General features: G+C 67.6%; 11 protein-coding genes. 7 read left to right on the top strand and 4 right to left on the bottom strand.

Features of this window, described 5'->3' with window-relative positions; all coding sequences use genetic code 11:
- Positions 1–84: 84 nt before the first annotated feature.
- The 4 genes from CHB69_RS13725 to CHB69_RS13710 all read right to left on the bottom strand — a co-directional run bounded on the left by CHB69_RS13725 (position 85) and on the right by CHB69_RS13710 (position 6,856).
- Positions 85–1,479 (bottom strand): efflux transporter outer membrane subunit, encoded by a 1,395-nt coding sequence (locus CHB69_RS13725; RefSeq protein WP_089216583.1) that lies wholly within the window; start codon positions 1,477–1,479, stop codon positions 85–87.
- A complete protein-coding gene (locus CHB69_RS13720) occupies positions 1,476–4,670 on the bottom strand; it encodes an efflux RND transporter permease subunit (protein WP_089216582.1) in 3,195 nt (1,064 codons plus the stop codon). The genes CHB69_RS13725 and CHB69_RS13720 overlap by 4 nt, the downstream gene beginning before the upstream one ends.
- Before the next feature lie 6 nt (positions 4,671–4,676).
- Positions 4,677–5,852 (bottom strand): efflux RND transporter periplasmic adaptor subunit, encoded by a 1,176-nt coding sequence (locus CHB69_RS13715; protein ID WP_089216581.1) that lies wholly within the window; start codon positions 5,850–5,852, stop codon positions 4,677–4,679.
- Between the two features lie 116 nt (positions 5,853–5,968).
- Positions 5,969–6,856: a LysR family transcriptional regulator gene (locus CHB69_RS13710; protein WP_089216580.1), complete on the bottom strand. Its 888-nt coding sequence runs from the start codon at positions 6,854–6,856 to the stop codon at positions 5,969–5,971.
- A gap of 104 nt (positions 6,857–6,960) precedes the next feature.
- Here CHB69_RS13710 and CHB69_RS13705 point away from each other — a divergent pair, with 104 nt between their 5' ends.
- The 7 genes from CHB69_RS13705 to CHB69_RS13675 all read left to right on the top strand — a co-directional run bounded on the left by CHB69_RS13705 (position 6,961) and on the right by CHB69_RS13675 (position 13,098).
- Complete coding sequence (locus tag CHB69_RS13705; RefSeq protein WP_089216579.1) at positions 6,961–8,454, top strand: CoA-acylating methylmalonate-semialdehyde dehydrogenase; 1,494 nt, start codon at positions 6,961–6,963, stop codon at positions 8,452–8,454.
- A 195-nt stretch (positions 8,455–8,649) separates the two neighbouring features.
- A complete protein-coding gene (locus CHB69_RS13700; protein WP_089216578.1) occupies positions 8,650–9,174 on the top strand; it encodes a hypothetical protein in 525 nt (174 codons plus the stop codon).
- A 29-nt stretch (positions 9,175–9,203) separates the two neighbouring features.
- Positions 9,204–9,509 (top strand): I78 family peptidase inhibitor, encoded by a 306-nt coding sequence (locus tag CHB69_RS13695; RefSeq protein WP_089216577.1) that lies wholly within the window; start codon positions 9,204–9,206, stop codon positions 9,507–9,509.
- Positions 9,502–9,897 carry a RidA family protein gene (locus CHB69_RS13690; RefSeq protein ID WP_245836797.1) on the top strand — a complete coding sequence of 132 codons (396 nt, stop codon included), beginning with the start codon at positions 9,502–9,504 and terminating at the stop codon, positions 9,895–9,897. Before CHB69_RS13695 ends, CHB69_RS13690 begins: the two co-directional genes overlap by 8 nt.
- A complete protein-coding gene (locus tag CHB69_RS13685) occupies positions 9,894–11,063 on the top strand; it encodes an acyl-CoA dehydrogenase family protein (protein ID WP_089216575.1) in 1,170 nt (389 codons plus the stop codon). The genes CHB69_RS13690 and CHB69_RS13685 overlap by 4 nt, the downstream gene beginning before the upstream one ends.
- Before the next feature lie 133 nt (positions 11,064–11,196).
- Positions 11,197–12,243 carry an enoyl-CoA hydratase/isomerase family protein gene (locus CHB69_RS13680; protein ID WP_089216574.1) on the top strand — a complete coding sequence of 349 codons (1,047 nt, stop codon included), beginning with the start codon at positions 11,197–11,199 and terminating at the stop codon, positions 12,241–12,243.
- Between the two features lie 72 nt (positions 12,244–12,315).
- Entirely contained in the window at positions 12,316–13,098 is a 783-nt protein-coding gene (locus tag CHB69_RS13675) for an enoyl-CoA hydratase-related protein (protein WP_089216573.1), read from the top strand.
- The last annotated feature ends 53 nt before the right edge of the window (positions 13,099–13,151 follow it).

The raw sequence follows: 13,151 nt of genomic DNA, 5'->3' as shown, positions 1-13,151 counted from the left end.
GGACGGCGCTTCTTTGTGGCTTCGTGGCTTCGTGCGAATAAATTACACAACGCCCGCGTCCCGGCGCGAGGCGCAATCGGCGCGCTACGGCTCGCCCGCGCTTCCCGCCTCGCTGTCGCCGCCGAGCGCGCGGAACAGGGCGATTCGCGTTTGCGCGAGCAGCAGGCGCGTCGCGACCTCGCTGCTGCGCGCGGTATAGAGGCTGCGCTGAACGACGAGGCTGGCGAGGAAGCTGTCGATCCCGCCCTTGTAGCGGGCCTCGGTCAGCGCCGCGCTGTCGTCGGCGGCCTCGCGATTCGCCGCCGCCGCGCGGACGCGCTCGGCGATCGTGCCCTGCACCGCGAGCGCGTCGGAAACCTCGCGAAAGGCGGTCTGAATCGCGCCTTCATAGCTCGCGAGCGCGGCGTCGCGCTGCGCCTCGCTCACCGCGACAGCAGCGCGGCGGCCGCCGAAATCGAAGATGCTCGCGCTCGCGTCGGCGCCTGCCGACCAGCCGAACGAGCCGCCGTCGAACAGGCTCGACAGCGCATCGCTCGCAACCCCGAGCAGGCCGGTCAGCGAAATCGTCGGGAACAGCCGCGCGCGCGCCGCGCCGATATCGGCATTGGCGGCGCGCAGTTCATATTCAGCCTCGATCACGTCGGGGCGGCGGAGCAGGATCTGCGAGCTGACTCCGGCAGGCGGCAGCGCGATTCCCGGCACCACTTCGTCGAGGCTCGCGGGCAGCAGCGCGCGATCGACGTCGCCGCCGACGAGCAACCGGATCAGATTTTCGTCCTGCGCGATCGCGCTCGTCTGCACCGCGATCAACTCCTCGGCGCTCGCGAGGATCTGCTCGGCTTGCCTCAGGTCGGTGCGCGGCGCGATGCCGCCCTCCAGCCGCGCCCTGGTCAGCCGCACGCTCTCGCGCGCATTGACGGCGGTATCCTGCGCAATCGCGAGCAGGTCGCGGTCGGCGCCATAGCTCGCCCATGCGTCGGCGAGGTCGGCAATCAGCGCGAGGCGCACCGTGCGCGCCGCCGCCTCGGTCGCAAGCGCACGACCCCGTTCGGCCTCGGTCGCATTGGCGAGCCGCCCGAACAGGTCGAGCTCGAAGCCGGTGACGCCGCCCTGCAGCGAAAAATCGGCGCTGCCGTCGCTGCTATTGCTGTCCGAATAGCCGGCGCCCGCGCTCGCGCCAATCGCGGGGAATTGCGCCGCCCGGCTGACGCGCACCTGCGCGCGGGCCGCCGCGACATTGGCATAGGCGGCGCGCAGGTCGCGATTGTTCGCAAGCGCCGCCTCGATCAGCGCCTGCAACCGCGGATCGGTGAAGATCGCCTTGTAGGAGAGCAGCGGCAGCGCCGCCTCGCTCGCCGCCAGATAGGCGTCGCCGACCGGCCAGCTTGCGGGCACCGGCGGCGCCGGGAGCACCGTCTTCGGTGCGAGCGAACATCCGGCGAGGACGAGCGGCGTCAACAAAAGCAATGCGCGCCTCATGCCGGCACCTCCGCCGCATCGCCGCCGCGGCCGAAGCGCTGGCGGAGCGCCGCCAGCCCGTCGCGCACCCCGCGCCGCACAAGCACGAAGAAGAGCGGGATGAAGAAGATGGCGAGCAGGGTCGCGGTCAGCATCCCGCCGATCACCGAGGTGCCGATCGCGACACGGCTGTTCGCGCCCGCGCCGGTCGCGACCGCGAGCGGCAGCACGCCGAAGATGAAGGCAAAGCTCGTCATCAAAATCGGGCGCAGGCGGATCTTCGCCGCGGCGATCGCCGCCTCGATCACGCGCTTGCCCTTGCGTTCTTCCTGCTCGGCGAATTCGATCATCAGGATCGCATTCTTCGACGCGAGCCCCATCGTCGTCAAAAGCCCGATCTGCATATAGACGTCATTCTCCAGCCCGCGCAGCGTCACCGCGAGCACCGCGCCGACCAGCCCGAGCGGGATGACGAGCAGCACCGCGACCGGGATCGACCAGCTTTCGTAAAGCGCCGCGAGGCAGAGGAAGACGACGAGAAGCGACAGCGCATAGAGCAAGGGCGCCTGTCCCGACGACAGCCGCTCCTGATAGGAGGCGCCCGACCAGGCGACGCTGGTGCCCGGAATCTCGGCCGCCATCCGCTCCATTTCGTCCATCGCCTCGCCCGAGCTCACGCCGGGCGCGGCCTGCCCCGAAATTTCGAACGCGGGCACCCCCTGAAAGCGCGAGGTGCTGCTCGGCGTCGTCGACCAGCCGATGTGCGAAAAGGCGGAGAAGGGCGACATGCCGCCGTCTGCCGAGCGCACATACCATTGCCCCAGGTCGTCGGGGCTCGCGCGATAGGGGGCGTCACCCTGCACATAGACGCGCTTGACGCGCCCCTTGTCGATGAAGTCGTTGACATAGCGCCCGCCCCACGCGGTCGACAGCGTCGTGTTGACGTCGCTGTTCGACAACCCATAGGCGGTCAGCCGCTGCGTATCGATGTCGATCTTCAGTGTCGCGACGTCGGGCAGGTCGCTGAGCCGCACCGAGGTCAGCTTCGGATTGGCTTTCGCCATCTCCAGCAACCGGTCGCGCGCCGCCACAAACTCGTCGCGCGATAGGCCGCTGCGGTTCTGCAGCTCCATCGTGAAGCCCGACGTGTCGCCGAGCCCGCGCACCGCGCCGGGAACGAGCGCGAAGATGTCGGCGTCGCGCAGCCCCGACAGCGCCTGCCGCGCGCGCTGCGCGATCGCGTCGGCGCTGTTCTCGGGACCGGGCCGGTCGTCCCAGTGAACGAGGTTGACATAACCCTGGCCGGTATTCTGCCCCGACGCGCCGCCGCCCCCGCCGCCGGCGATCAGGAACAGCGCCTGGGTGTTCGCCTTTTCCTGCGTCAGCAGATATTTCTCGATCGCGTCGCGCACCTCGAGCGTGCGCGCCTGCGTCGCGCCGGCAGGAAGGCGGAACTGGATCGCGACGCGCCCCTGATCCTCGTTGGGCAGGAAGCCGCTCGGCAAGCGCCAGAACAGCAGCACGAGCAGCGCGAGCGCGAGCGCATAGATGCCGAGGAACAGCCATTTGCGCTCGACGACCTTGGCGACGCTGCCCGCATAGCCCGCGCTCGCGCGCTCGAAGCGCGTGTTGAAGCCATGCTTGGCGCGCTCATAGACGGTGTGGAGCCGCGGGAAGCGGTGCGGGCCATCCGCCGCGGCCCCATGCGCCTTCGGCTTGAGCAGGGTCGAGGTCAGCGCCGGGCTGAGGATCAGCGCGACGAGCACCGACAGCGCCATCGCCGAGACGATGGTGACCGAGAATTGGCGATAGATCACCCCGGTCGAACCGCCGAAAAAGGCCATCGGCAGGAACACCGCCGACAGCACGAGCCCGATCGCGACGAGCGCGACCTGCAATTCCTGCATCGACCGGATCGTCGCCTCGCGCGCGGTCATGCCGGGATTTTCTTCCATCAACCGCTCGACATTTTCGACGACGACGATCGCATCGTCGACGAGCAGGCCGATCGCGAGGACGAGCCCGAACAGGGTCAGCGTGTTGATGCTGAATCCCGCGATATAGAAGACGCCGAAAGTGCCGAGCAGCACCACCGGCACCGCGATCGCGGGGATCAAGGTCGCGCGCCAGCTTTGCAGGAACACGAACATGACGAGCACGACGAGCAGGATCGCCTCGAACAGCGCCTTTTGCACCTCGCTGACCGACAATTTGATGAAATTGGTCGAATCATTCGCATAGGCATAGTCGAGCCCCTCGGGCATCGTCTGCGCCAGCTCGTCCATCCGCGCCTTGACCAGTTCGGCGGTTTTCAGCGCGTCGGCGCCGGGCGACAGCGAAATCGCCATGCCCGCGCCCGGATGGCCGTTGACGCGGGTGATGACGGCATAGCTTTCGGCGCCGATCTCGACCCGCGCGACATCCTTGATCCGCACCGTCGATCCGTCGGACAGCGTCTTGAGCACGATATTCTCGAACTCTTCGGGGGTCTGGAGCCGCGATTGCGCGGTGACCGTCGCGTTGAGCATCTGGCCTTCGGGCGCGGGCAGGCCGCCGACGTCGCCCGCCGCGATCTCGCTATTCTGCGCATTGATCGCATTGATCACGTCGCCGGGCATCAGCGACACCGCGGCCAGCCGCTGCGGGTTGAGCCAGATGCGCATCGCGTGCGGCGACCCGAAGACATTGACGTCGCCGACCCCGTCGACGCGCGACAGCGGGTCCTGGATGTTCGAGGTCAGATAGTCGGACACATCCTGGTTCGACCGCGTGTCGGTGGTGTCGAACACCGCGACGAGCAGCAGCGAATCCGAGTTCGACTTGGTGACGCGCACGCCCTGGCTCTGCACCTGCTGCGGCAGGCGCGAGATCGCCGACTGGATCTGGTTCTGCACCTGCACCTGCGCGATGTCGGGGTCGGTCCCCTTGGCGAAGATGACGCTGATGCTCGCCTGCCCGCGCGAGCTCGATTGCGAGCTGAAATAGAGCAGGCCGTCGATCCCGGTGAGCTGCTGTTCGAGCACCTGCGTGACGCTGTTCTCGATCGTCTCGGCCGACGCGCCGGGATAGTTGGCGCGGATATTGACCTGCACCGGGGCGATGTCGGGATATTGCGCGATCGGCAGCGAAAACAGCGCGCCGAGCCCGCCGAGCATGACGATGATCGCCAGCACCCATGCAAAGATCGGCCGGTTGATGAAGATGCGCGACATCGGCCGCTACTCGCCCTTCGCCGCTTTGCCGCCCGCCGCCCCCACCTTCTGCGCGCTCGCCGCCGGCACGGGCCTGACCGCCGCGCCGCTGCGCAAATTGCCGAGCCCCTGCGTGATGACGCGCTCGCCCGGCTTCAGCCCCGACGAGACGACCCAGTTCGCCCCCGCGGTGCGCTCGGTGACGATCTTGCGCCGCTGCGCCTTATTGTCCTTGCCCACCACATAAACGAAGGCGCTGCCATCGAAGTCGCGCTGCACCGCCGGCTGCGGGACGAGCATCGCGTCGGGCTCGACCGCCTGTTCGAACAGTGCGGTGACGAACATGCCCGGCAGCAGCACCCCGTTCGGATTGGGAAAGCGCGCGCGCAAGGTCACCGTCCCCGTCGCCTCGTTCACCGTCACCTCGGAAAATTCGACCGTGCCGGGCAGCGCATAATCGCTGCCGTCCTCGAGCCGCAGCCGCACCGCGGTGCTTCCGGGCTGCGTTCTGCCGTTCGCGAGCGAGCGGCGCAGCGCGGTCAGTTCGGCCGCCGATTGCTGGATATCGACATAGATGGGGTCGAGCCGCTGCACGATCGCGAGCGGATCGGCCTGCGTCGCGCTGACGAGCGCGCCGGGGGTCGCGAGCGAACGACCGATGCGCCCGCCGATCGGCGCGGTGATCGTGGTGTAGCGCAGGTTGATCCGCGCGGTATCGAGCGCGGCGGCATTTTGCGCGACCGCGGCGCGCGCGACGCGGGCGGCGGCGAGCGCGTCGGTATAGTCCTGCTCGGCGATCGCCTGCATCTTCGCGAGCGGTTCGTAGCGCTTCGCCTTTTCTTCGGCGCCCATGGCATTGGCCCTGGCGCTCGCCAGATTGGCTTCGGCCTCGGCGACCGCGGCGCGATAGAGGCTCGCGTCGATCTGGAACAAGGGCTGGCCGGCGCGCACGAAGCTGCCTTCGGTGAACAGCCGCTTGCGGATCAGCCCCGTCACCTGCGGCCGCACCTCGCTCGTCTCGAAGGCGACGGTGCGCCCGCCGAGTTCGCTCGTGATCGGCACCGCCGCGGCCGCAACCGTCACATAGCCGACTTCGGGGGTCTGAGGCCCGCCCTTGTCCGCATCGCCGTTCGCGCAGGCGCCGAGCGTCAGCAACATCGCGCACAGGGCTCCGGTCAGGCGCGGCGGCCGCTTGCTGGGCATGGTCGATCCAACTCTTGTCGATCCCGGGGAGGGCGGAAGAGGGCTCTATTCAACGGATTGACCGGTCGCCGCAAGGAAAATGGGCGGCTTGCGACAAAGTGCGACAATTTCGTTTTTCAGCCCGGGACAAGCAGCGCGCGGCCTTTATGCACTTCGGCGTCGAGCCAGTCGATGAAGGCGCGGATGCGCGGCTGCGGCGCGACGTCGCGGTGGAGCGCGAGCCAGAAGCTGCGGCGGATCGTCTGCGAGGCGCGCACCCGTACCAGCGCCGGGTCGCCCGCGGCGAGGAAACAGGGGAGCACCCCGACCCCCGCACCGCCCGCGATCATCCGTCGCTGCGCAAGGATCGACGAGGATCGCACCCCCGCGCGCAATCCCGGCTCGATCTCGCCCAGATAGTCGAGTTCGGGGGCATAGAGGATGTCGGGAACATAGCCGACGATCGGGATCGCAGCGCGCGACAGCGCCGTCGCCTCGACTGCGCGCTGCCAGTCCAGCCGGTCGGCGGGGGCATAGAGGCCGAGGCTGTAGTCGGCGAGCTTGCGCGTGATGAGCGGGCCTTTGCGCGGCCGCGCGAGCAGCACCGCCATATCGGCCTCGCGCCGCGAAGGATTGAGGAAACCCGACGAGGCGACGAGGTCGATCTCGATTTCGGGATGCGCCGCAACGAAGCCCGCGAGCCGCGGCGCGACAAAATGGCCGCCGAAGCCTTCGGACACGCTGATCCGCAGCTGCCCCGACAGCGCCGCGCCGCCGTCGCCGCCCGCATGGATGCGCGCCGCGGCGGCCGCCATCGCCTCGGCATGCGGGACGAGCGCGCGCCCCGCCGCGGTGAGAAGGAATCCGGCCGGCGCGCGCTCGAACAGCGTCTGCTGCAACTCGGCCTCGAGCCCGCTGACGCGGCGGCTGACCGTGGTAGGGTCGACGTGCAGCGCCTGACCCGCTCGCGCAAGCGTGCCGTGCCGCGCGACCGACAGGAAATATTGCAGCTTGTCCCAGTCCATTGCCCTGCAAATATGCAGCTTCAAACTGCAAGTCTATCCCTTGCAATCGCGCGCGCCTTGGTCTGTGGCATAGGACAAGGTCATAGACGGGAGACTCAAGGCGCATGCGACAGATCGACCATTTCATCGTCGGCGGTGCCGGCCGGGCGGCGCGCAAGGGCGCAATCTTCGATCCCAACAATGGCGGCGTGCAGGCCGAGGTCGCGCTCGGCGATGCGGCGGTGCTGGACAAGGCGGTCGCCGCCGCAAAGGCGGCGCAGCCCGCGTGGGCCGCGGTCAATCCGCAGCGCCGCGCGCGCGTGATGTTCGAATATAAGCGCCTCGTCGAAGCCAATATGGACGAGCTCGCCGCGCTGCTGTCGAGCGAGCATGGCAAGGTGATCGCCGACGCGAAGGGCGACATCCAGCGCGGCCTGGAGGTCGTCGAATTCTGCTGCGGCATCCCGCATGTGCTGAAGGGCGAATATACGATAGGCGCCGGCCCCGGCATCGACGTCTGGTCGATGCGGCAGCCGATCGGCATCGGCGTCGGCATCACCCCGTTCAACTTTCCCGCGATGATCCCGTTGTGGATGGGCGCGGTCGCAACCTCGGTCGGCAACGCCTTCATCCTGAAGCCCAGCGAGCGCGACCCGTCGGTTCCCGTCCGCCTCGCCGAACTGATGCTCGAAGCCGGTATGCCCGAGGGAATTTTCCAGGTCGTCCACGGCGACAAGGAGATGGTCGACGCGATCCTCGACCATCCCGACATCGGCGCGGTCAGCTTCGTCGGCTCGTCGGACATCGCGCATTATGTCTATGAACGCGGCGTGCGCGCGGGCAAGCGCGTCCAGGCGATGGGCGGGGCCAAGAACCACGGCATCGTCATGCCCGACGCCGACCTCGACCAGGTGGTCAGCGACCTGACCGGCGCCGCCTTCGGTTCGGCGGGCGAACGCTGCATGGCGCTGCCGGTCGTCGTCCCGGTCGGCGAGGACACCGCCGAGCGGCTGCGCGACAAGCTGGTTCCCGCGATCGAGGCGCTGCGCGTCGGGGTCTCGACCGATGCCGAAGCGCATTACGGCCCGGTGGTGACCGCCGCGCACAAGCAAAAGGTCGAAGGCTGGATCGCCAAATGCGCCGAGGAAGGCGCCGAGCTGGTCGTCGACGGCCGCAGCTTTTCGCTCCAGGGGCATGAAGACGGCTTCTTCGTCGGCCCGACGCTCTTCGACCATGTCACCCCCGACATGGAAAGCTACAGGGAAGAAATCTTCGGCCCCGTGCTCCAGATCGTCCGCGCGCCCGATTTCGAAACCGCGCTCGAACTGCCCTCGAAGCATCAATATGGCAATGGCGTCGCGATCTTCACGCGCAACGGCCACGCCGCGCGCGAATTCGCCGCGCGGGTCAATGTCGGCATGGTCGGCATCAACGTGCCGATCCCGGTGCCGGTGGCCTATCACAGCTTCGGCGGCTGGAAGCGCTCGGCGTTCGGCGACACCAACCAGCACGGCATGGAAGGCGTCAAATTCTGGACCAAGGTCAAGACGGTCACCGCGCGCTGGCCCGACGGGTCGCCGGACGGCGGCAACGCCTTCGTCATCCCGACGATGGGCTGAGCGGGCGCGCGCCATGAAACCGCGTCCGGCCATCGGGCATTTCTCCTGCGAAGGAGACAAAGGATGAACAGTCACACCGACGCCGCTTCAACAAAGCCCCTCTCCTTCAGGAGAGGGATTGGGGTGGGGCCCCGAAACCTTGTGCAAGGCCGATGGGCCCCACCCCCAACCCCTCCCCTGAAGGGGCGGGGCTTAATGTTGGCCACAATCTTGCTTCTGGCCGCGTGCGGCGGCGGCCATGACGAGAAGCAGGAAACGGCACCCGAAAACACCTCCATCCCCGGCGAACCCGCAAGCGCGGTTCCCGCCGAGGGGGCGCCCGCCGACGCCGACCTTTCCTATACGCCCGACGCGTCGGCGAAGCCGCCCGCGAAGCCCGATGCCGGCATCGGCACCGGCGACAAGGCGATCCCCGCCGCGATCCAGGGGCGCTGGGCGCTCAAGGAAGAGGATTGCACCGCGCGCCCCGGCACCGACCTCACCGCGCTGGTGATCGACGCCAAGACGCTGCGCTTCTTCGAATCGGCGGGCGACCTTGCGCATGTCCGCGAGCGCGGCGCGAACCGCATCGTCGCCGATTACAAGTTCGGCGGCGAAGGCGAGACATGGGACCGGCTGATGCTGCTCGGCCTCGCCGACGGCGGCAAGACGCTCGTGCGCCGCGATTATGGCGAGGGTGCCGCCGCCGAGCCGCTGCGCTATAGGCGGTGCGTCGCCTGAGGGGCGGCAGAAAGAAAGGGAGATAGACGATGGATATTCGCTTGCTGACGATCGCCGCCGCCCTGCCGCTGGCCGCCTGTGCGGCGCCCGGCGAATCGCCCGGCGACATGGGACCGCCGCCGCCCGCCGAAATGACGTGCAACGCCGACGCGGTGCAAAGCCATGTCGGGCAGACCGCGACCCCCGATCTCGGCGCGGCGATCCTGAAAGAATCGGGCGCGCGCACCCTGCGCTGGGGCCCGCCGCGCTCGGCGATGACGATGGACTATCGCCAGGACCGGCTGAACATCTTCTATGACGACGCCTATAAAATCGAGAAAATCACCTGTGGCTGACCGCCGCAATCACGCCTCCGCATCGCCCTATGAACCCGTTTTCGGCTACAGCCGGGCGGTGCGGATCGGCGAGCGGATCATCGTCGGCGGAACCGCGCCGATCGAGCCCGACGGTTCGTCGACCGCCGGCGACGCGGGTGTGCAGGCGGCGCGCTGCCTGACGATCATAGCGGAGGCGCTCGCCGCGCTCGGCGGCTCGCCCGCCGACGTCGTGCGCACGCGCATGTTCATCACCGACCCCGCCGACGCCGACCTCGTCGGCCGCGCGCACGGGGCTGTGTTCGGCGATGTCCGGCCCGCGGCCACGATGGCCGTCGTCGCGGGCCTGCTGCGCCCCGAATGGAAAGTCGAAATCGAGGCCGAGGCCATAATAGAGACAGGGAAATGACCGACCAGTTCCAGCTGACCGACGACCAGCGCGCCATTCAGGAGATGGCGCGCAAGTTCACCGCCGATGCGATCACGCCGCACGCCGCCGAATGGGATGAAAAGCAGATATTCCCGCGCGATGTGATCAAGGCGGCCGCCGAGCTGGGCTTCGCCGCTATCTATGTCAGCGAGGAATCGGGCGGCATCGGCCTCGGCCGGCTCGAAGCCGCGCTGATCATGGAGGCGATGGCCTATGGCTGCCCCGCGACCAGCGCCTTCGTCTCGATCCACAATATGGCGAGCTGGATGATCGACCGTTTCGGCGGCGACGCGGTCAAGGCGAAGTTCCTGCCCGGCCTCGTCACGATGGACCAGATGGCGAGCTATTGCCTCACCGAGCCGGGTTCGGGCTCCGATGCCGCGGCATTGAAGACGACGGCGAAGCTGGAGGGCGACCCCGGATCGGGGTCCGGGGCAGGCCATTATGTCGTCAACGGCACCAAGCAGTTCATTTCGGGCGCCGGGGTCAACGACCTCTATGTGACGATGGTCCGCACCGGTGAGCCGGGACCGAAGGGCATTTCGTGCCTCGTCATCGAAAAGGACATGCCGGGGGTCAGCTTCGGCGCCAAGGAGCGCAAGCTCGGCTGGAACGCCTCCCCCACCGCGCAGGTGATCTTCGACAATGTGAAGGTGCCGGTCGAAAACCGCGTCGGCGCCGAGGGCGACGGTTTCCGCTTCGCGATGGCGGGGCTCGACGGCGGGCGGCTCAACATCGGCGCCTGTTCCTTGGGCGGCGCGCAGCGCTGCCTCGACGAAGCGATTGCCTATACCAAGGACCGCCAGCAGTTCGGCCAGCCGATTTCGGACTTCCAGAACACCCAGTTCATGCTCGCCGACATGGCGACCGACCTCGAGGCGGCGCGCGCGCTGCTTTACATGGCGGCAGCGAAGGTCACTGCGAACGCCCCCGACAAGTCGCGCTTCTCGGCGATGGCGAAGCGGCTCGCGACCGACAATGGCAGCAAGATCGTCAACGACGCGCTCCAGCTGTTCGGCGGCTATGGCTATCTGAAGGATTATCCGATCGAGCGCTTCTGGCGCGACCTGCGCGTCCATTCGATCCTCGAAGGGACGAACCAGGTGATGCGGATGATCGTGGGAAGGGATTTGCTGCGCCAATGATGAAAATAACGATGCTTCGAGACGCCGCTTCGACAGGCTCAGCGGCTCCTCAGCACAAACGGATTTTATTTTTCGCCGTTCGTCCCGAGGAGGGGCTGAGCCTGGCGAAGACCCGTCTCGAAGGACCTGCTGCATGACCGAAGACGTCATCATCGCGAAAGAAGGCCGCATCGGCCGGATCGCGCTCAACCGCCCCAAGGCGATCCACGCATTGAACCTCGCAATGTGTCGGGCGATGATCGACGCACTCGTCGCGTGGCGCGATGATGCCGCCGTCGAAGCCGTCATTATCGAGCATAGCGAGGGCCGCGGCTTCTGCGCCGGCGGCGACATCCGCATGTTGGCAGAGAGCGGCGCGAAGGACGGCGTGGAGGCGCGCGCCTTTTTCCACACCGAATATCGCCTCAACCACCTGCTCTTCACTTATGCAAAGCCCGTCGTCGCCTTCATGGACGGCATCACCATGGGCGGCGGGGTCGGCATTTCGCAGCCGGCGAAATATCGCGTCGCGACCGAGCATACGCGCTTCGCGATGCCCGAGACGGGGATCGGCCTCTTCCCCGACGTCGGCGGCGGCTGGTATCTGCCGCGCCTCGAAGGGCGCGTCGGCCAATATCTCGCCCTCACCGGCGCGCGGCTCGACGGCGCCGAATGTTTGGCGCTCGGCATCGCCACCCATTATCTGCCGTCCGAAAAGCTCGCCGAGGCGAAGGCGCGCATCGCCGCGCACCCCGACCGCATCGGCGGTATCTTGGGCGAGCTCTCGGCCACTGCGCCACATGCGGCGGTGATGGACCATCTCGACAAGATCAACCGCCTGTTCGCGAGCGACCGCTACGAGGACATCCTCGCCGCGCTCGAGGCCGACGGATCGGACTGGGCGCAAAAGGAGCGCGACACGCTCGGCACCAAATCGCCGCAGACGTGCAAGGTCGCGCTGCGGCAGCTGAAGGAAGGCGCGGCGATGCCCGACTTCGCCGCCGAGATGGCACAGGAATATGCGATCGGCGCGCGCGTCGTTCAGATGCACGACTTCCTCGAAGGCGTGCGCGCGCTGATCGTCGACAAGGACAATAGTCCCAAATGGGACCCGCCAACCCCCGAGGCGGTCAGCGACGCATGGATCGACGCGATCTTCGCGCCGCTGCCCGATGAGGAGACGTGGACCCCGCTACCCTAATTTTGTCACCCCGGAGTTGATCCGGGGTCCAGTCAGCCTCGCCGGCATGACGATCATCAGGAGATCATCAGAATGACCTACGAAACCCTCCTCGTCGAACAGCGCGGTGCCGTCACGCTCGTCACCCTCAACCGCCCGCAGGCGCTCAACGCGCTCAATTCGGGTGTGCTCGACGACCTGATCGCCGCCTTCGCCGCCTTCGAGGCCGACGACAGCCAGCGCTGCGCGGTGCTCACCGGTTCGGGCGACAAGGCGTTCGCCGCGGGCGCCGACATCAGGGAAATGGCCGACAAGCCCGCCGCCGATTTCTACCTCGAGGATTTCTTCTCGAAATGGACGAGCGACTTCGTGAAGAAGGTTCGCAAGCCGTGGATCGCCGCGGTGAACGGCTTCGCGCTGGGCGGCGGCTGCGAACTCGCGATGATGGCCGATTTCGTCATCGCATCGGACAAGGCGAAGTTCGGCCAGCCCGAAATCAAGCTCGGCGTCGCCCCCGGCATGGGCGGCTCGCAGCGCCTCACCCGCGCGGTCGGCAAGGCGAAGGCGATGGAAATGTGCCTCACCGGCCGGATGATGGACGCCGAAGAGGCCGAACGCTCGGGCCTTGTCGCGCGGGTGGTGGCGCATGAGGCGCTGGTCGAGGAAGCGGTGAAGACCGCGACGGTGATCGCCGCGATGCCCCCGATGGCGGCGATGGTGAACAAGGACATGGTCAACGCCGCGTTCGAAACGACGCTCGACCAGGGCCTGATCTACGAGCGCCGCCTGTTCCAGATCCTCGCCGCGACCGAGGACAAGGCCGAGGGCATGGCCGCCTTCATCGAAAAGCGCGAAGGCGTGTGGAAGGGGCGGTGATTTCAGTCCCCCTCCCGCTTGCGGGAGGGGTCAGGGGAGGGCGTGTTCGTCCT

Origin of the sequence: Sphingopyxis indica, assembly GCF_900188185.1 — a bacterium.
GTDB lineage: Bacteria > Pseudomonadota > Alphaproteobacteria > Sphingomonadales > Sphingomonadaceae > Sphingopyxis > Sphingopyxis indica.
Note: the sequence above shows the minus strand (reverse complement) of the source record. Positions and strands in the feature narration are given on the sequence as shown.